Genomic DNA, 17,130 nt, shown 5'->3' on the forward strand with positions numbered 1-17,130 from the left:
CGCGCTCAGCCGATCTCAGGCAGGCGTCAAGAAGGGGCCCCTCCTATATCGAAAACGATAAGAAGGGGCCCTTCCTTTCGGCTGGGTCAGACGCGGGGTGCGCCTACCGGCGCGGACGCCTCGACGAACTCCTCGCGCGGATCGTGCAGCTGGCCCAGGGCGACAACCTCACGCTTGAGGAAGAACGCCAGCGACCAGTCCACCACGACCCGGACCTTGCGGTTGAACGACGGGATACGGCTCATGTGGTACGTCCGGTGCATGAACCACGCCGGCCAGCCGGTCATCTTGATGCCGTACACCTGGGCGACGCCCTTGTGCAGGCCGAGGCTGGCCACGCTGCCCGCGTGCTTGTGCTTGTAGTCGACCGGCTCGCGACCCCGCACCACCGCGACGATGTTGTCGGCCATCCGGGCCGCCTGACGCACCGCGTGCTGGGCGCTCGGCGAGCAGAAGTTGCCGGGCTCCTTCGTCAGGTCCGGAACGGCGGCGCAGTCGCCGGCGCTCCACGCACCCTCGACCACCCGGTCGCCGTCGACGACCTGGAGCGTGGGCAGGCAGGTCACCCGCCGCCGCTCGTCGCGCGGGAAGTCGGTCGCGTCAAGCATCGGCGACGGCTTCACACCGGCGGTCCAGACGATCGTGTCGGAGCGGAAGCTGTCACCGTCGGAGAGCTTCACCACCCCGTCGACGCAGGACTCCAGTCGGGTGTCCAGCCGGATGTCCATGTTCCGCTTGAGCAGCTGCTGCACCGTGTACGCGCCCATGTCACGGTCGACCTCGGGCAGCACCCGCTGGGTGGCCTCGACGAGCACCCAGCGCATGTCCTCCGGCTTCAGCTCCGGGTAGTAGCGCAACGCGTCCCGGGCCATGTCCTCCATCTCGGCGAGCGCCTCGATGCCGGCGTACCCACCGCCGACGAACGTGAAGGTCAGGGCCGACTGACGAACCTCCGGGTCCGGGGTGACAGCCGCCACGTCCAGCCGGTCCAGCACGTGGTTGCGGAGGTAGATCGCCTCACCGATGGTCTTGAACCCGATGCCGTGCTCGTGCAGGCCGGGAATCGGCAGCGTCCGCGACACCGAACCCGGCGCCACGATCACGTGGTCGTACGCGATCTCCCGGGCCGGGCCCACGATCGGCTGGACGATCGCCACCTTGCGGTCGTGCTCGACACGGGTGACGGTGCCGGCCACCACGGTGCACCGGCGCAACTCGCGTCGCAAAGGCACCACGGCATGCCGCGGGGAGATGTTGCCCGCCGCCGCCTCCGGCAGGAACGGCTGGTAGGTCATGTGGGGCTGAGGGTCCACCACAATGACCTCAGCCTCACGGGAGCTGAGCTTCTTCGACAGTCGCAGGGCCGCGTAGAGACCGACGTGCCCAGCGCCCACCACAAGGATCCGCTTCGGATTCACGTCATCTATCTTTCCCCGGCCAGCTCAGGTAATCCCGCTCGCGCCCCCCTTCTGTGACGGAGCACAAGCCATGTGACCTGCCTAACCCATCTATTTACGCCGCAGCAGCCAACCCAGCAGCCCGACCAGACCCACCGCCACCAGCAGCCCCAACACCGTCACCCACTGATGGCCGGTCTCGCCACCCAGCCCTGCCACCCGCAACAGCAGCACCGCCAGCACGGCAGTACCCAGCAGCACCGCCCCGGCCCGCAGCAACCATCGACTGATCAGGTCAGGATCCACCACCCCGTCGTACGGCAGCAGCGCCGCCAACGCACACAGCGAATGCGACAGGTAGAGCAACGCGGCGACGGCGAGCAGCCGCCACAGCTGGACCGGGCGGCCGTACCCGTCGGTGGCGAGCAACCAGCCACCGACCATGACGAGGGCCGCGAAGGTCGGCCACGGTCGACGCGGACCCACCGCCGGCAGCAACGCGGCCACCGCCAGGAACAGCAACGGCCGACCGCTCAACACCTCGGCGGGAAACGCCAACGCCAACCCGGCCAGCACGGTGGCGAAGATCCCCGCCCGGACCAGGAGCGGAACGGCGCTGACCCGGCCTGCGGCCTGCTGCACCGCCCGAACCCGCCCGGTGACCGCCTCGATCATCCGCACCCACCCCCAACCGCACTGCTCACGCTCACCGGGAACCGACCCGAGGGGCCGTCGCGAGCCGCGCCACGTCCCGCAGCACCTGGTCCAGGCTGCCGGCGCCGGCCCAGCGCACGACGGGCACGCCGTGCTCCCGAAGCTGCCCGATCATGGTCTCCCGATCCAGCCGCCACAACCGGTACGCCACCTCGGCCCACCCCCGGTCCTTCGGCGGTGTCAGATCCGTCGGCAGCGTGTCGACTGCCACCACGAAGCGCCCGGAGCGGGCCAACCGCGCCAGCATCTGCGCCGACCGCTCCTCCAGCAGCGGGGTGAGGACCACCACCAGCGCGTCCGAGGAGAGCATCTGCGGACCGAAAACCAGGTCGTACGGCTCATGCTGGGAGGCTTCGGCGCGGACGTCGAGCAGCCACTCAAGGACTGTCAGGTACTGCCGGCGACCAGCGGCCGGACGCAGCCTGCGGGCTGCCGGCCCGTACTCCAACAGCGAGACCCGGTCACCCCGGTGCAGATAGTGCTCGGCGATCGCCGCGGTGGCCCGCACAGTGGTGTCCAGCACCGAGGCGGCACCGCCCACCCCGCCGGAACGGCCGGCCTCGGCGAGCACGTCGAGCAGCACCACCACCTCGGCGTCCCGGTCGGACAGGGTGGCCGCCACATGCAACTGCCGGGCGCGCAGCGAGACCCGCCAGTCGATGCGGCGCAGCCGGTCACCCGGGGCGAAGATCCGCACGCCGGCCAACTCACCGCCCTCACCGGGCCGGCGGGAGTGGTGCGCGCCGACCAGACCGGCGGCCCGGGGCATCGCCTCCACCGCGTCGAACGGCTCGGTACGCGGATAGACACGCACCTCGACCGGCTCGGTGATCACCGCCCGGGAGACCAGCAGCCCACCGGCCGCGGCGACCCGGGCACCCGCCGGACCGACCGGGTGCCGACCCCAGCGCAGTGCCCGACCGGCCAGCTCCAGATCGACCACGGCGGCGACCGGCACCGATGTCACGAACGGGCGGTCGACGGCGGAACGACCCGCACCGCCGGCCGGCTCACCACCGGTCGGCTCACCGGCCGACGGCGCAGCATCGGCGGGTACGGGCCCGGCGAAGCCCGCCCGGGTGATCCGCAGCCATGGCGAGACCCGGGACCGCACCACCATCAGGTCGTAGTCGACGGTGTCCGGGTTGCCGACGCTCACCGTCGCCGCCACCTCGCCACCCTCGACCAGCGGTCCGTCGTCGCCGGAGGTGATCCAGACCTGCGGCAACGCGGTGGGCCGACGACGCAGCGCGTACGCGGTGCCCAGCGCGAACGGCGCGGCCAGCACGATCAGGTCGATCCGCCCCAGCAGCACGCCCGCCACCAGCAGCAGCCCGGCGAGCAGCACCGCGCGGGCGAGCGCAGGGGTGGGTGCCCAGCCGGCCGTCGAGTCCGGCTCGGTGGATCGCGGCGCGGTCGGTCCGGTCATCAGTGCCGGAGCCCACCGGCGGCGTAGCTGGGCAGGGCGCCACTGGCCGGGGCGGGCGTCGCCTCCAACACCTCACCGACCACAAAGGCCGGATCGACACGACGCAACCACATCTCCGGCCGCAGGGTGATCCGGTGTGCGAGAGCGGGCGCCGCCACCTCCTTGACGTCCTCCGGCACCACATAGTCGCGGCCACCGAACACCGCGCGCACCCGGGCCAGCAGCAACAGCGCCAGCGAGCCACGCGGCGAGGCGCCGACAAGCACCGACGGGTGCTCCCGGGTGGCCGCCGTCAGGGACACGATGTAGCGGCCGATCGAATCCTCCACCACCACGTCCTCCAGGGCGGCCTGCATCGCCCGCAAGGTGCCCGCGTCGACAACCGGCTTGATGTCCGCCTCCTCACGGCGACGGCCCATCCGGCGACGCAGCACCTCCCACTCCTCCTCGTGCTCCGGATAGCCGAACGAGACCCGCAGCAGGAACCGGTCCAGTTGCGCCTCGGGCAGCGGATACGTGCCCTCGTACTCGATGGGGTTGGCGGTGGCCAGCACGTGGAACGGCTCGTCCAGCTTGTACGTGACGCCCTCCACCGAGACCTGCTTCTCCTGCATGGCCTCCAGCAGGGCGGACTGGGTCTTCGGTGGCGTCCGGTTGATCTCGTCGGCGAGGAGGAGGTTGGTGAAGACCGGCCCCGCCCGGAAGCTGAAGTCACCGGTGCGCTGGTCGTAGAGGAAGGAGCCGGTGACGTCGGCGGGAAGCAGGTCCGGGGTGAACTGGAGCCGGCGGAAGTCCAACCCGAGCGCCTGGGCGAACGACCGCGCGGTGAGCGTCTTACCCAAGCCCGGCAGATCCTCCAGGAGCACGTGCCCACCGGCCAGGATGCCGGCGAGGACCAGCTCCAACGAGTCCCGCTTGCCGACCACGACGGTGCCGACCGCGTCCAGGACCGCCCGGGCCAGGCGACCGACCTCGGCGGCGGGCATGCTGCGGTCCACGTCGTTCATCAGATCTTCTCCAGTTCGGCGACGATCACCGCGAGGTCGCGCGGCGACGGGGGGCGGCGGGGCGGGGTTTCCAGGAACGTCCACAGCCGGTCACCCAGTAGGGCACGGGCGCGGACCGGATCCGACTCGCGGGTCACGGCGTGCTTCAGGCGCAGCCGCTCGTCGGCCAACTCCCCGAGTCGGGGCAGGATCACCCCGCTGAAACGTTCGGGTCGTGTCGTGGACCAGTCCAGCGGCAGTTCCCAGCCGTTGATGGCGGCCCGCAGCGCATCCCGGGCACCCCAGTTCCAGGTGCCGTCGTCATAGCGGACGGCAGGCGTCCGGGACTTCCCCCCGGCTGGCGGCGCGAGAGCGGCGGCGACCCGACGCACCGCGAAAACCGCGAAAACCCCGGCGATCAGGATGACAAGCGAAACCTTCAGGCCTACCGCACGCAGACCGACGATCAGCACGACGACCACCGCCGCGTTGGCGGCCAGTGCGCGCAGGACACGCCCGGCCCGACCGCCCCGGCCCCGGTCGTCGCTGCGCGCCCGCTCCTCCTCGAAGGTGAGCAGGTCGTCGATGCTGGCGCTGCCACTCACGGTGACACCTCGGGAGCACCCATCGTCACTATCGCCAGCTCGCCGCGCAGCCGACGCAGCGCGGCGCGGGCCTGGTCACGGGTGCCCTCGTCGACGTCCCGGGTGGCGTACCGGGCCTCGCGGTAGACGTGTGCGAAGTCGGCCAGCACGTCGGCGCTGACGATTGCCGGAACCCCTGCCGACGGGTCGCCCCGCAACAGCCGGGTCACCAGGTCGGTAGGGGTGTCGCCGGGCTGGCGGGGAACACCGGCTGCTGCGGCGGCGTCCTCCAGGCGTACCCAGCAGGCGATGACCGCGACGCGCGGGTCGGTGTCCTGGTCGTCCAACTCGACAAGGCCCGCGTCGAGGGCGGCGACCACCTCGCGGGCGGTGCCCTCGGCCGTACGCCGGGGTCGTTGCGCCGGCAGCGCCCGGGTGGTGCGGCGCACCACCCCGCGGATCAGGATCCAGGTGAGATAGCCCAGCACGACGAGGATGGCCAGGCCGAGCAGGGCGAGCGCCGCTGTCGCGATCCACTGCGGGATGTGCGCCTGGGTGGCCTCACCGGCGTCCCTCGGCTCCACCGGGTACGACGGGGCCGGCTGCTCCGACGGGTACTCGGGCACCCAGGGAATGTTCTCGGCGGCCGGCGGGATCCGGTTGGCCCCGATCGACGAGTTCCCGGAGGCCAGGGCAGCCGCGGCGAGCAGGGCGGCGACCGCACCCACCGGCCACCACCGCCGGAACAGGCCGACCACCGGGCGCAGCACCCCCGGCTCGACGGTCGGGGACGGCGTGGGCGGTCGCGTTCCGTCAGTCATCGCCACCACCCCACGCGTATCTCAGTCCACTTCGGCCAACTGTTTGGCCCGGCCGAAGACGTCGTCCAGCATCCCCGGCGTCAGCCGCCCGGTGAAGGTGTTCTGCTGGCTCACGTGGTAACAGCCGAGCAATTCTGGTACGGCCACGCCGGACCAGTGTGCCCCATGCCCGAACGCCGGTCGCGGGCTGGGCGGGCGCTGGCCGTACACCTGGCGTAGCACCGGCCACCACGCGGCCCAGGCGAACGCGCCGAGCGCGACCACGACGCGCAGGGTGGGCTGGATGAGGGTGACCTCACGGTGCACCCAGGGCGCGCAGGTGTCCCGCTCGACCGGGGTGGGCTTGTTGTCCGGCGGCGCGCAACGGACTGCCGCGAAGATCCGGGTGGTCCGCAGGGCCAGCCCGTCGTCGGCGGCGACGCTCGTCGGTTGGTTGGCCAGGCCGGCGCGGTGCAGGGCGGCGAAGAGCACGTCGCCCGACCGGTCGCCGGTGAAGATCCGGCCGGTGCGGTTGCCGCCGTGCGCGGCCGGCGCCAGGCCGAGGATGCCGATCCGCGCGTCGGCGGGGCCGAACCCCGGAACCGGGCGGCCCCAGTATTCCTGGTCGCGGAAGGCGGCCCGGCGGGTGCGGGCCACCTCCTCCCGCCACCGGACGAGCCGGGGGCAGGCGAAACAGTCGCTGACGGCAGCGTCCAGGTCGGCCAGGTCCTCCGCCCGCGCAGCGCGGGCGACGACCTGATCGGGGGTACGCGGCTCAGCCAAGCTTGCCCCGGAAGTGTTCCAGGGTGCGTGCCCAGGCGCTGGCGGCGGAACGCTGGTCGAACGCCTCCGGCCGGTCGTCGTTGAAGAAGGCGTGCGCGGTGCCCGGGTAGTCGTACAGCTGGCAGCTGCCGCCGGCCTCCTCGATGGCCCGGCGGGCGGTCTGTACGCCCTCGCCGGACGAGGTGCCGTCCTCCTCGGAGCAGTGGATGAGCGCAGCCTTGCCGGCGTAGTCGGTCCAGTCGGGGCGCATCGATTCCCAGGGCAGCACGGGGTAGAAGCCGACTGTGGCGACGATCCGCTCGGAGAGCGTGGCCGACCACAGCGCCAGGCTGGCGCCGGCGCAGAATCCCACGGCGCCGACCTTACCGGTGACCTCCGGGCGACCGGCGAGATAGTCGGCGGCGCCGGCGATGTCCTTTGCCGCCTCGTCCATCCGCAGCGCCAGCAGCAGGCGCTGCGCCTCGTCGGGCTCGCTTGTCGTCTCGCCGTGGTAGAAGTCCGGTGCGAGGGCGACGAAGCCGGCCTCGGCGAACCGGTCGGCCACCGACCGGATGTGCGGGACCAGCCCCCACCACTCCTGGATGACGATGACAGCCGGGCTGGTCATGCCGCTGGCGGGTATCGCGAGATACCCCTCGCTCGTGCCACCGTTGCTGGGGTAGCTCACCATTTCGCCCATCGGCCCGTCCTCCTAGCGGTCAGTCATCGTTGGCTGGTCGCCCAGTGGTCCTACGTGCCGGTAGCCTGCCATGCCGTGACCGCGCCGGGGAAGACGCGGGAACAGTGGCATTCACCTCCTGTTTCCCCGGGCCCGTGACCCCGCTTACACCGATGGCGGCGAGGACGTGTCCTCGCCGCCATTGGCGTTGGTGCCTGGCCTGCGTGAGGCTCTGGTCAGGCCTTCTTGGTCAGGCAGAGCACGTAGCCGGTCTTGCCCGGTGCGATGCTGGAGAAGATGTAACCCTCGTCGTCTTCCTTGAAGAACTGGTTACAGGCGGTGTCGGCCTTGGCCTGGGCCTCGGTCTGGTCCTCCACCCGACCGACCACGTTGTACGCAGCGTCGGTGGAGGTGCACTCGACGACCTTGGCGCCGCTGACCTTCTCCTGCTCGGTGCCGGTGATCTCGGGCAGCTCGGCGATGCAGTCGCCCGCCTTGGCGTCGGCGGTCTCGTCCTTGTTCAGGAAGCTGCCGATACCGAACTTCAGGCCGGCGATGACGACGATCACGAGGATCGTGCCGATGATGCCGAGGGCTTTCTTTGCACCGGATTTCTTCGCCTCAGACGGGGCCGGAGGCGGCGTCGCGACGGCCGGCTGGGGTGTTGCGGCGTCGGACGCGGGGGGCGGTGCGACCTGCTCTGACAAGGGGATTCCTTCCGGGGGCTGGATGAGCAGACGACACCGTAACGATCATTGATTTCCGGCGCTGCCCCGCTCGCCTCGTCCGTTCAGCTATTTCCCAGCTTCCTGTGCATGGTCTTTGTCACCAGCCATCTCACCTCGTCGGACTCGGCGTCGGATCGCTACTGTGCGTCGTGGTCGGCGTCGCGGTGGGGCCCGGCGGTGTTGGCGCCTCCGGCGTCGGTGTGGGTGTCACGTTCGGCGTCTCGGGTCGCACCGGCACGCCCGGCGCGCGATGGCCGAAGGGCGCCTGCTCCACGCAGTACGGGTAGGGCCGCAGCAGCGGGTTGCCGTACTCGTCGATGCGGCCCTCGCAGTCCGGGTAGCCCAGGCGAATCGGGTCGCCGTTCTGGTCGAAGAGCCGGGCGTTCTCCACCAACCGACCCTCGCTGTCGTAGACGAAGACGTCCCGGACATTGTCGTAGGGGCCGTTGATCGACGCCGGGTCGACGCCGTAGTCGCCGTAGCGCATCCGGTCCTCGGCCTGGACCAGGGCGGAGAGCGCGAAGACCACGAGCACTGCGCTGCCGACCTGAAGCGCCGAGCGCGGCCAGCGGCTCAACTGGGCGGAGCGACGGCCGAGCCAGATCGAGGCGAGCACGAAGGCGACAAGCATGATCAGACCGGCGAGCAGTTCGCCGCCGAACCGGGGCAGCACACCGAAGGCGCCCCCGGTGGTGATCACGGTGAGCAGCATGGCCGCCAGGTAACCGCGCAGCACCCACCAGGCGGGCCGCAGCAACCGGAGGAAGTCGCTTGCCGTCTCGTACCCCAGGGCGGGGCCGAGCCCGGTGTCGAGCACCCGGAGCCGGCCCTGGAGCCCGGCCAGCATGGTGGCGACCCGCTGGTCGAGGTTGCGCCCGCGAACCGCACCGACGCCGGCCGCGGCACGCAGCTCGGCGGCGTACGTCTCCGGCTCGCCCAGCCGCTCGACGAGGGTGCCCTCGGATTCGGCGGCGACCTCGGTCAGGTGGTCGGCAAGGTCCTCGGTCAGCTCGTCGCGTTGAGCCGGCGGCAGGTCGGCCAGAGCGGCCCGGACCCGCGTCACATAGTCGGTGATCTCCTGCTCCGTGACGGTCATGCCGCCAGCCCCCGATCGTCGAGCAGACTGTCCATTGTGGTGGCGAACGAGCGCCAGAGCTTGCCGGAGCGGGTCAACTGGTCACGCCCGGCGGCGTTGAGTGCGTAGTACTTGCGGTGCGGGCCGGATTCGCTCGGCACGACGTAGGTGGTGAGCAGGCCCGCGGCGAAGAGCCGGCGCAGCGTGCCGTAGACGGAGGCGTCGCCGACCTCGTCCAGGCCGGCCTCGCGGAGCCGGCGCAGGATGTCGTAGCCGTAGCCGTCCTCCTCGCGGAGCACGGCGAGGACGGCCAGATCGAGCACGCCCTTCAACAACTGTGTGGTGTCCACGCATTGCACACTAGTGCGCAATGCGCAGTAGCGTCAACGCAACTGACACGGCGTGCCACACGGGTTTCTGGAATGTCCCGCCCCGACCCTCTGGAGGCGAGTCGATCAGTCGCCGGCTAGCGCACGGCTGGCTGGAGACTCCAGGCGATGCCGTCGAGGATGTCGTGCTCCGAGGCGACCACCGACGGCATCCCCGCCCGCTCCATGATCACGCGGAGCACCAGCGCGCCCGCGCCGATCACGTCGGCCCGACCCGGATGCATAACCGGGTTCGCCAACCGCTGCTCACGGGTCTGCCCCAGCAGGTCCGAGGTCACCTGGGCGACCGCCTCGTACGACACCCGGGCGTGGTGGATGCGCTCCGGGTCGTACTCCCGTAGGCCCTGCGCGAGCGCGACAACAGTGGTGACCGACCCGGCGAGACCGACAAGGGTGGCCGCCTCGCGGCCCGGCACCGCGGCGAGCGCCCTGTCCACCACCGTCGCGATGTCGGCCTGCGCTGCCGCCACCTGCTCGGGCGTCGGCGGGTCACCGGGCAGGTGCCGCTCGGTCATCCGGACGCAGCCGATGTCCACCGAGATCGCCGCCCGCACCCCACCGGCCCGGTCACCGACCACGAACTCGGTGGAACCGCCGCCGATGTCCACGACAAGGAACGGCTCCTTCGCGTCGGCAGGCAGCCCCCGCACCGCGCCGGTGAACGACAGCCGGGCCTCCTCGTCGCCGGTGACCACCTCGGGCGCCACACCTAGGGTGCGCTGCACCATCTCGGTGAAGTCGGCGGCGTTTGCGGCATCGCGGGAGGCCGACGTGGCACACATCCGCACCCGCTGCGCACCCAACGTCTCGATGTCGGTGGCGTACGACGCCAACGCCACCCGGGTCCGCTCGATCGCCTCCGGTGCGAGTCGCCCGGTGCGGTCCACGCCCTGCCCCAGCCGGACGATCTCCATCCGCCGGGTCACGTCGACAAGTGGCGCCTTGGCGCCTGCGGACTCGTCCGGCAGGTCGGCGATCAACAGTCGGATCGAGTTGGTCCCGCAGTCGATGGCCGCCACACGCGTCGTCACCCCGCAACCCTACGACAGCCGCCGGAAGGGCTCCCGCGCACTCAGAGCCGCAGCAGCATCCGGGTGTTGCCCAGGGTGTTCGGCTTGACCCGCTCCAGGTCCAGGAACTCCGCGACACCTTCGTCGTACGAGCGCAGCAACTGCTCGTACACCGGCTGCGGCACCGGCGCGCCGTCGATCTCACGGAAACCGAACGCGCCGAAGAACTGTGTCTCGAAGGTGAGCACGAAGATCCGTGCCACGCCCAACTCCCGGGCAGCGTCGATCAGCTCGCCCACCAGCCGGTGCCCGATCCGCCGGCCCCGGCACGACGGGTCCACCGCCACAGTGCGGATCTCGGCAAGGTCCTCCCACATGACGTGCAGCGCCCCGCAGCCCACCACCGCGTCGTCGGAGTGGCGGACCGCCACCCGGAACTCCTGCACCTGCTCGTAGAGGGTGACTGTGGCCTTGCTCAGCAGCCGCCGGTCATCGGTGTACGTGTCGACCAGCCGCCGGATGCCCCGCACGTCCCCGGTGCGTGCCCGCCGTACCAGGATCTGACTCTCGGGCGCCGAGGACCCGGCCTGCGCGCTCATTCGGCCGCCGGCACGTCCACGCACGGGCCGGTCGTCCACCAGGGCTCGACCAGCGCCAACGTCTCGTCGCCGAACGGGTTCACACCCGGGCCGGCGCCCAGCGCGTGCCCGACGTGCACGTGCAGGCACTTCACCCGCCCGGGCATCCCGCCGGCGGAGATCCCGGCGATCTCCGGCACCTCGGCGATCGCCTCCCGCCGGGCCAGGTAGTCCTCGTGCGCCGCACGGTAGTGGGCGGCCAACTCCGGATCGGCTGCCAGCCGGTCGGCCATCTCCTTCATCAGCCCGGCCGACTCCAGCCGGCTGCACGCCGCCGTCGCACGGGGGCAGGTCAGGTAGAACAGCGTCGGGAACGGGGTGCCGTCGGCCAGGCGGGGCGTCGTCTCCACCACGTCCGGCAGGCCACACGGGCAGCGGTGCGCCACCGCACGGCTGCCCCGGGGCGTACGGCCGAGCTGCGCCGCCACCGCGGCCAGGTCGGCCTCGGTGGCCGGCTCCCGCTGCGGCAGGGGTACGGAATCCGCCGCCGGCTCCGATGGTGGTACGACAGTCACGGTGCCCATCTCTCCTGGTGTGCTGGTCGGTGGATCACTTGCCCGGTTGCTGGCTGTCCGCCGCCCGCACGCTCGACCAGAGCGTGTCGTACCAGGTCGTCGGGCCGGCCGGCGTGGCCGGGCCGTCGGGCTTCCCGGCGTCGCGGGCGGCGCCCTCCGGGTCGTGCAGCACCACCATCATCTTCTCGCCCGGTTCGCCCATGAAGAACCGTTCCCGGGCCTGCGTCTTGATGTACTCGTCGTCCTTCCACTTCGCCGCCTCGGCGGCGAGCTTCGCGATCTCCTCCTCCTGCGCCGCCTGCGCGGCCTCCATCCGTTCGATGTCGGCCTGCTGGTCCAGGTAGACCTGAACCGGATAGGTGTACGCGAGGGCGAGCGCGATGAGCACCGCGAACAGCACTGTGGCCCGGCCGGTGAAGCGACGGGGGTGGGGTGCGGAGAGCCGCTTCACGGAACCACCGGAGGCGGTACGCCGGGCAGCGGCCGGACGGTTCGCGGAGCGCCCGCCCTCAGCACCCCGGGCGGCGCTCGGTGCCCGGCCGGCAGCGCCGCGCGGCTCGGCGCGTACGCCCGCGTCCCGGACCGACCCACGGATGGCCCGGCCACCGCCCGGCCGGCCGGACTGACCCGGCCGGCGGGCGGGACGCTGACCACCCGGTGTGCGGCGCTGCTGCATCGTCACACCCCTCCCCCGAGGCTTCTACGCGTCTCAGGCCGAACGGTAGCGCGGGAAGGCGCCGGCACCGGCGTAGCGCGCCGCGTCGCCCAGCTCCTCCTCGATCCGGAGCAGCTGGTTGTACTTGGCGACCCGGTCGGAGCGGGCCGGCGCGCCCGTCTTGATCTGGCCGCAGCCGGTGGCCACCGCCAGGTCGGCGATTGTGGTGTCCTCGGTCTCGCCGGAACGGTGGCTCATCATGCACTTGAAGCCGGCGCGGTGCGCCAGGTCCACAGCGTCCAGGGTCTCGGTCAGCGAGCCGATCTGGTTGACCTTCACCAGCACGGCGTTCGCCGCCTTCTCCGCGATACCGCGGGCGATGCGCAGCGGATTTGTCACGAACAGGTCGTCGCCGACGATCTGCACCCGGTCACCGATCGACGCGGTGAGCGTCTGCCAGCCGGTCCAGTCGTCCTCGGCCAGCGGGTCCTCGATCGACACGATCGGGTACTCGTCGGCCAGCTTGGTGTAGTAGGTGCTCATGTCCTCGGCGGACTTGCCGGCACCTTCGAAGGTGTAGGTGCCGTTGTCGAAGAACTCGGTCGCCGCCACGTCGAGGGCGAACACGATGTCCGTGCCGAGCCGGTAGCCGGCCTTCTCGACAGCCTCGGCGATCAGATCCAGGGCCGCCGCGTTGGTCGGCAGGTTCGGCGCGAAGCCGCCCTCGTCGCCGAGCCCGGTCGACAGGCCCTTCTTCTTCAGCACCGACTTCAGCGCGTGGTAGACCTCCGCGCCGGAGCGCAGCGCCTCCCGGAAGGTGGGCGCGCCGATCGGCGCGATCATGAACTCCTGGATGTCGACGTTGGAGTCGGCGTGCGCGCCACCGTTGAGGATGTTCATCATCGGCACCGGCAGCAGGTGCGCGTTCGGGCCACCCAGGTAGCGGAAGAGGCTCAGCTCGGCGCTGCCGGCGGCGGCCTTCGCGACCGCGAGGGAGACGCCGAGGATGGCGTTCGCGCCCAGCTCCGACTTGCTGTCGGTGCCGTCGATGTCGAGCATCTTCTGGTCGATCAGCCGCTGCTCGCTGGCCTCGTACCCGATGATCTGGTCGACGATCTTGTCCTCGACGTTGGAGACCGCCTTCTCCACGCCCTTGCCCTGGTAGCGGCCGGCGTCACCGTCGCGCAGCTCGATCGCCTCGAAGGCGCCGGTGGAGGCGCCGGAGGGCACGGCGGCGCGGGCCACAGTGCCGTCGTCCAGGCCGACCTCGACCTCGACCGTGGGGTTGCCCCGCGAGTCGAGAATCTCCCGGGCGACGATTCCCTCGATGGTTGCCACTGAGTCGCTCCTCGTTGTTGATATCCGGTCCGTGGGTGGGCCGCGACGGTGCGGCTGAGGCAGGTGTTGCACGCAGCGTATCGGGCGGCGGGAACGGGCACGGCGTCGCCCGCGCACCCGAGTCGGCCCGTACTGACGGACATTCCCGTATTTCCGGGCCTCAACCGGCAACGAGTTTGCGCTGCGCCGACCCGATCGACCAGGCTGGTCGCCATGCCCGCCGCCTCGACCACCCTCCGCATGCTCGCCGTGTCGGTCATCGCGTCGCTCACGGTCACCGGCTGTCAGACATTCGAGGACGCCGGACGCGCCATGGGCCGCTCCGATCTCGTCAACGACCTCGCCGCCCGACTCGACCGGGCGCTGGAGTTGACCTACTCGGCCGACTATCAGCTTCCCGGCGGCCAGGCCGCCGGGATCGTGCAGGCGCAGGACCCGGCGCGCTCCGCGTACTTCTATCCGGGTGGGCGGCTCACCGTCACACCGGATGCGGTCACCCGCTGCACGGAGACCGGCGGCCGCATGGCGTGCACTGTCGTCACACCTCCCACCCCCGGCACCAAGCCAACTGTGGCGCTCTTCGCCGAGGCCAACCAGCAGGGCCTGGTCACCCCTCCCGTGGTGATCGGCATGCTGACCGCCGCCGCGCTCGACCCGGAGTCCGTGATCAAGCAGAGCGACACCACAGTCGCCGGCCGTCACGCCGCCTGCGTCGAGGTGCAGCGCGCCGACGGCAACTTCACCGCCTGCGTGACCACCGAGGGCGTGCTGGGCAGCTTCAACGGCCCTGTCGACGGCAAGCCCACAGAGTTGGCGCTGAGCCGCTACAGCGAGACCGTGCAGAAGGGCGCGTTCGACCCGCCGCCCGGCGCTGGCGTGGTGGACCGCCGGCAGGGCGGCTCGTGACCGACCCGTCCGTCCAGCCCTCGCCCGCCGAACAACGCGCCGGCTTCCTGCCGGGGGTCGACCCCGACCGCCTGCCGGCGCCCACCGACATCGCCCTGCCGGTGCTCGGGGCGAAGCTGCTGACCACCGCCGACGGGGCGGTGGCCCGGGTCGGCGACCTGCCCGCCGACACCTTGTGGACGCCCGTTGGCACCCTCGACGGGGTCCCGGCGTGGGCCACCGATCTCACCACCGCCGACGCCTTCCCCGGTCGGGCGCGACGCTGGACGTCACTCGCCGCCGAGGTGCCCGAACCTCTCGCCACGCTTGCCGGCCGGGCGCTGGCCGTGACCACCTGGCGGCGTACCCACCGCTGGTGCGGCGCCTGCCGGGCCGAGCTGACCGACCAGCCCGGCGAGATCTCCCGGCGCTGCCCCGACTGCGGCCTGTACGTGCCGATGCAGCTCTCCGTCGCGGTGCTGACCGCCATCACCCGCCCCGGCCGGGCGGGCCGCCCCGACGAGCTGCTGCTGGTGCGGCACGCCACCGGGCCGACCAACCTGTGGGCCCTTGTCGCCGGCTTCGTCGAGGCCGGCGAGACACTGGAGGCGGCGGTGCGCCGGGAGGTCGGCGAGGAGGTCGGGCTGACCGTCGACGGGTTGGCCTACCACGGCAGCCAGCCGTGGGCGATCTCCGGCCCAGGTGTGCTGCTCGCCGGTTTCACAGCCCGTGCCGCCGACAGGCACGCAGAGCCGGTGGTCGACGGTCGGGAGCTGACCGAGGCCCGCTGGTTCGGCCTGGATGCGCTGCCGGCGGAGCTGCCTCCGGCGTACTCCATCTCGCGCTGGCTGATCGACGCGACGGTGACCGCCGGGCTGCGGTGACCGCCGCCGGCGAGCGGCGGCGAGGTCAGACGCCGAGCAGGGTACGCAGGTGGCGCGGCGGCGGGCAGCCGTGGGCGAGCATCGCGTCGTGCCATTCGCGCGCTGAGACCCCGTCGGGGCGGGCGGCGGCGATCTCGGCCACCTCGCTGTAGCCCACGAAGTAGGTGGACAGCTGAGTCGAGGTGAGCAGCGACCGACGCCACTTGCCGGCCGCCTCGCCCTCCTCCTGGAAGCCGCGCCCGGTCATCAACGCCAACGCCTCGGCCTCGGGCATGTCCTCGGCGTGCACCAACTGGTCGAGCAGCGCGTTGATGGTCATCCGCAGCTGCATCTTGAGCTGCTGCAACCGCACCGGCACGCCGCCGTAGCCGAGGCCCGTCATCAGCTCTTCGGCGTACACCGCCCAGCCCTCGATGAACGGGCCGGACCGGACCAGCGCCCGGACCCGGGTGGCACCGACGTAACGGCGGGCGTGAGCGAGCTGGAGGAAGTGCCCCGGCATCGCCTCGTGCACCGTCAGGTTGCGGATCATGTGGTCGTTGTACTCGCGGTAGAACGACTCGACCCGCTGCGCCGGCCACGCCGACGGGGTGGGCGCGATGCAGTAGAACGTGGGCACGTCCGCCGTCTCCAACTGGCCGGGCGAGTCGCAGTACGCCACCGCGACGCCCCGCGCGAACTCCGGCATCTCCTGGATCACGCACCTGTCGTCGACAAGCGTGACCAGGTCGTGCAGGCGGACGAAGTCGGACGCCTCGTCCAGGGTCACCCCGGCCAGCTCGACGATCGTCGCGTCGTCGGGGTGCTCGGCGGCGAGCACGTCGAGCGCCCGGCGTACCGCCGCGTCGTCGGCCGGACCACCGACCAGCTCGACGGCCGCCTCGCGGATCTCCTCGGTGACCCGGTCCAGATTGGCCCAGGCGCGGCACTGGATCTCGGCGGCGCCCAACTCGGTGTCGAGGGTGTGCCAGAGCCGCGCCTCCCAGCGGCGGCGGCCCAGCCGGGGATCGCGCCCCGGGCCGGCGTCGGCGGCCAGGCCGGCGCGCAGCCACGCCACGAACTCCTCCAGGGCCGCGATCGCCGCCCTGGCCGCCGGCTCGACCCGGTCGAGGGCGCCCGGCGCCTGGGCGAGCAGCGGAGGCAGCTCGTCGCGGATCAGCGCGGCCGCGCCGGCGAACTGCCCGACCGCCGTCTCGGCATGGACCCGCGGCATGTCCCGCAGCGTCGCGCGAGCGGTCGCGAGCGCATCGGGTACGGCGGCGAGCCGGCCGGCCATCTGCGTCAACCGCACCTCGGCAGGCGCGTACGGGCGGGCCAGCAGCGCGTGCAGCAGCGGGCCGGGGTTGTGGCGCAGCGGATCCCACTCGTGCGACCGGATCTCGGTCAGCTCGAAGAGTTCCCGGTCCACGAATGAGGTGAGCAGCGCGTGATCCACCTGCTCGTCGATGTCGAGCGCGTCGGGGTCCAACTCGGACAGGGCGTTTGCCGCGTCGGAGAGCATCGCCCGGTCGGCGGCCAACGCGTCGGCGGACAGATCGGGTAGCCGGTCGTCGAACCGGTGATCCCCAGCAGCGGTGGCGACACCCGGCCGCGTCTCCAGCAGAGCCTCAACGACCCGCTCCGCCAAAACCCCAAACTCTTCCACCGACCCACCCTACCGAC

At 71.7% G+C, this 17,130-nt stretch carries 19 protein-coding genes; 2 read left to right on the forward strand and 17 right to left on the reverse strand.

The window, feature by feature from the left end; all coding sequences use genetic code 11:
• Window positions 1–86: 86 nt before the first annotated feature.
• The 16 genes from ADK66_RS13575 to eno form a co-directional block, all read right to left on the reverse strand.
• Window positions 87–1,418 carry an NAD(P)/FAD-dependent oxidoreductase gene (locus tag ADK66_RS13575; protein ID WP_053655319.1) on the reverse strand — a complete coding sequence of 444 codons (1,332 nt, stop codon included), beginning with the start codon at window positions 1,416–1,418 and terminating at the stop codon, window positions 87–89.
• Between the two features lie 90 nt (window positions 1,419–1,508).
• The gene (locus ADK66_RS13580; RefSeq protein ID WP_369814792.1) at window positions 1,509–2,069 is read right to left on the reverse strand and encodes an LPXTG cell wall anchor domain-containing protein; all 561 of its coding nucleotides are present in this window, start codon (window positions 2,067–2,069) and stop codon (window positions 1,509–1,511) included.
• Between the two features lie 34 nt (window positions 2,070–2,103).
• Window positions 2,104–3,540, reverse strand: a complete 1,437-nt coding sequence (locus ADK66_RS13585; protein ID WP_053655323.1) for a DUF58 domain-containing protein — start codon at window positions 3,538–3,540, stop codon at window positions 2,104–2,106.
• The gene (locus ADK66_RS13590; RefSeq protein WP_053655325.1) at window positions 3,540–4,547 is read right to left on the reverse strand and encodes a MoxR family ATPase; all 1,008 of its coding nucleotides are present in this window, start codon (window positions 4,545–4,547) and stop codon (window positions 3,540–3,542) included. Before ADK66_RS13590 ends, ADK66_RS13585 begins: the two co-directional genes overlap by 1 nt.
• Window positions 4,547–5,131, reverse strand: a complete 585-nt coding sequence (locus ADK66_RS13595) for a hypothetical protein (RefSeq protein ID WP_053655327.1) — start codon at window positions 5,129–5,131, stop codon at window positions 4,547–4,549. Before ADK66_RS13595 ends, ADK66_RS13590 begins: the two co-directional genes overlap by 1 nt.
• The gene (locus ADK66_RS13600) at window positions 5,128–5,931 is read right to left on the reverse strand and encodes a DUF4129 domain-containing protein (RefSeq protein WP_053655414.1); all 804 of its coding nucleotides are present in this window, start codon (window positions 5,929–5,931) and stop codon (window positions 5,128–5,130) included. Before ADK66_RS13600 ends, ADK66_RS13595 begins: the two co-directional genes overlap by 4 nt.
• Window positions 5,932–5,952: 21 nt before the next feature.
• A complete protein-coding gene (locus ADK66_RS13605) occupies window positions 5,953–6,693 on the reverse strand; it encodes a uracil-DNA glycosylase (RefSeq protein ID WP_053655330.1) in 741 nt (246 codons plus the stop codon).
• Entirely contained in the window at window positions 6,686–7,372 is a 687-nt protein-coding gene (locus tag ADK66_RS13610; RefSeq protein WP_053655332.1) for a dienelactone hydrolase family protein, read from the reverse strand. Before ADK66_RS13610 ends, ADK66_RS13605 begins: the two co-directional genes overlap by 8 nt.
• A 215-nt stretch (window positions 7,373–7,587) precedes the next feature.
• On the reverse strand, window positions 7,588–8,058 hold the full coding sequence (locus ADK66_RS13615) for a hypothetical protein (protein ID WP_082377437.1): 471 nt from the start codon (window positions 8,056–8,058) through the stop codon (window positions 7,588–7,590).
• Window positions 8,059–8,188: 130 nt separating this feature from the next.
• Window positions 8,189–9,175 (reverse strand): hypothetical protein, encoded by a 987-nt coding sequence (locus ADK66_RS13620; RefSeq protein WP_053655334.1) that lies wholly within the window; start codon window positions 9,173–9,175, stop codon window positions 8,189–8,191.
• Window positions 9,172–9,504 carry a PadR family transcriptional regulator gene (locus ADK66_RS13625; RefSeq protein ID WP_053655336.1) on the reverse strand — a complete coding sequence of 111 codons (333 nt, stop codon included), beginning with the start codon at window positions 9,502–9,504 and terminating at the stop codon, window positions 9,172–9,174. Before ADK66_RS13625 ends, ADK66_RS13620 begins: the two co-directional genes overlap by 4 nt.
• A 116-nt stretch (window positions 9,505–9,620) precedes the next feature.
• Window positions 9,621–10,562: a Ppx/GppA phosphatase family protein gene (locus ADK66_RS13630; protein ID WP_053655339.1), complete on the reverse strand. Its 942-nt coding sequence runs from the start codon at window positions 10,560–10,562 to the stop codon at window positions 9,621–9,623.
• Window positions 10,563–10,615: 53 nt separating this feature from the next.
• Window positions 10,616–11,152: an amino-acid N-acetyltransferase gene (locus ADK66_RS13635; protein ID WP_053655341.1), complete on the reverse strand. Its 537-nt coding sequence runs from the start codon at window positions 11,150–11,152 to the stop codon at window positions 10,616–10,618.
• Window positions 11,149–11,706, reverse strand: a complete 558-nt coding sequence (locus tag ADK66_RS13640; RefSeq protein ID WP_053655418.1) for a DUF501 domain-containing protein — start codon at window positions 11,704–11,706, stop codon at window positions 11,149–11,151. Before ADK66_RS13640 ends, ADK66_RS13635 begins: the two co-directional genes overlap by 4 nt.
• A gap of 34 nt (window positions 11,707–11,740) precedes the next feature.
• A complete protein-coding gene (locus tag ADK66_RS13645) occupies window positions 11,741–12,382 on the reverse strand; it encodes a septum formation initiator family protein (protein ID WP_053655344.1) in 642 nt (213 codons plus the stop codon).
• A 33-nt stretch (window positions 12,383–12,415) separates the two neighbouring features.
• Window positions 12,416–13,699, reverse strand: coding sequence for a phosphopyruvate hydratase (gene eno / locus ADK66_RS13650; protein WP_053655345.1), 1,284 nt, complete (start codon window positions 13,697–13,699; stop codon window positions 12,416–12,418).
• 213 nt (window positions 13,700–13,912) lie between these two features.
• Between eno and ADK66_RS13655 the strand changes: the two genes are divergently transcribed.
• Together ADK66_RS13655 and ADK66_RS13660 are read left to right on the forward strand one after the other, a co-directional pair.
• The gene (locus ADK66_RS13655) at window positions 13,913–14,605 is read left to right on the forward strand and encodes a hypothetical protein (RefSeq protein WP_053655347.1); all 693 of its coding nucleotides are present in this window, start codon (window positions 13,913–13,915) and stop codon (window positions 14,603–14,605) included.
• Complete coding sequence (locus tag ADK66_RS13660; RefSeq protein ID WP_053655349.1) at window positions 14,602–15,468, forward strand: NAD(+) diphosphatase; 867 nt, start codon at window positions 14,602–14,604, stop codon at window positions 15,466–15,468. Before ADK66_RS13655 ends, ADK66_RS13660 begins: the two co-directional genes overlap by 4 nt.
• A 25-nt stretch (window positions 15,469–15,493) precedes the next feature.
• Here ADK66_RS13660 and ADK66_RS13665 read toward each other — a convergent pair whose 3' ends face one another.
• On the reverse strand, window positions 15,494–17,113 hold the full coding sequence (locus ADK66_RS13665; RefSeq protein WP_053655352.1) for a DUF885 domain-containing protein: 1,620 nt from the start codon (window positions 17,111–17,113) through the stop codon (window positions 15,494–15,496).
• Between the last annotated feature and the right edge of the window lie 17 nt (window positions 17,114–17,130).

The sequence above is a fragment of the Micromonospora sp. NRRL B-16802 genome (genome assembly GCF_001279555.1).
Lineage (GTDB): Bacteria > Actinomycetota > Actinomycetes > Mycobacteriales > Micromonosporaceae > Micromonospora > Micromonospora profundi.

Excerpts from the sequence above, each read along its gene's own strand:
- ADK66_RS13585 (WP_053655323.1), bottom strand. The coding sequence starts at position 3,540 with ATGACCGGACCGACCGCGCCGCGATCCACCGAGCCGGACTCGACGGCC.
- ADK66_RS13590 (WP_053655325.1), bottom strand. The coding sequence starts at position 4,547 with ATGAACGACGTGGACCGCAGCATGCCCGCCGCCGAGGTCGGTCGCCTG.
- ADK66_RS13600 (WP_053655414.1), bottom strand. The coding sequence starts at position 5,931 with ATGACTGACGGAACGCGACCGCCCACGCCGTCCCCGACCGTCGAGCCG.
- ADK66_RS13610 (WP_053655332.1), bottom strand. The coding sequence starts at position 7,372 with ATGGGCGAAATGGTGAGCTACCCCAGCAACGGTGGCACGAGCGAGGGG.
- ADK66_RS13620 (WP_053655334.1), bottom strand. The coding sequence starts at position 9,175 with ATGACCGTCACGGAGCAGGAGATCACCGACTATGTGACGCGGGTCCGG.
- ADK66_RS13635 (WP_053655341.1), bottom strand. The coding sequence starts at position 11,152 with ATGAGCGCGCAGGCCGGGTCCTCGGCGCCCGAGAGTCAGATCCTGGTA.
- ADK66_RS13645 (WP_053655344.1), bottom strand. The coding sequence starts at position 12,382 with ATGCAGCAGCGCCGCACACCGGGTGGTCAGCGTCCCGCCCGCCGGCCG.
- ADK66_RS13655 (WP_053655347.1), top strand. The coding sequence starts at position 13,913 with ATGCCCGCCGCCTCGACCACCCTCCGCATGCTCGCCGTGTCGGTCATC.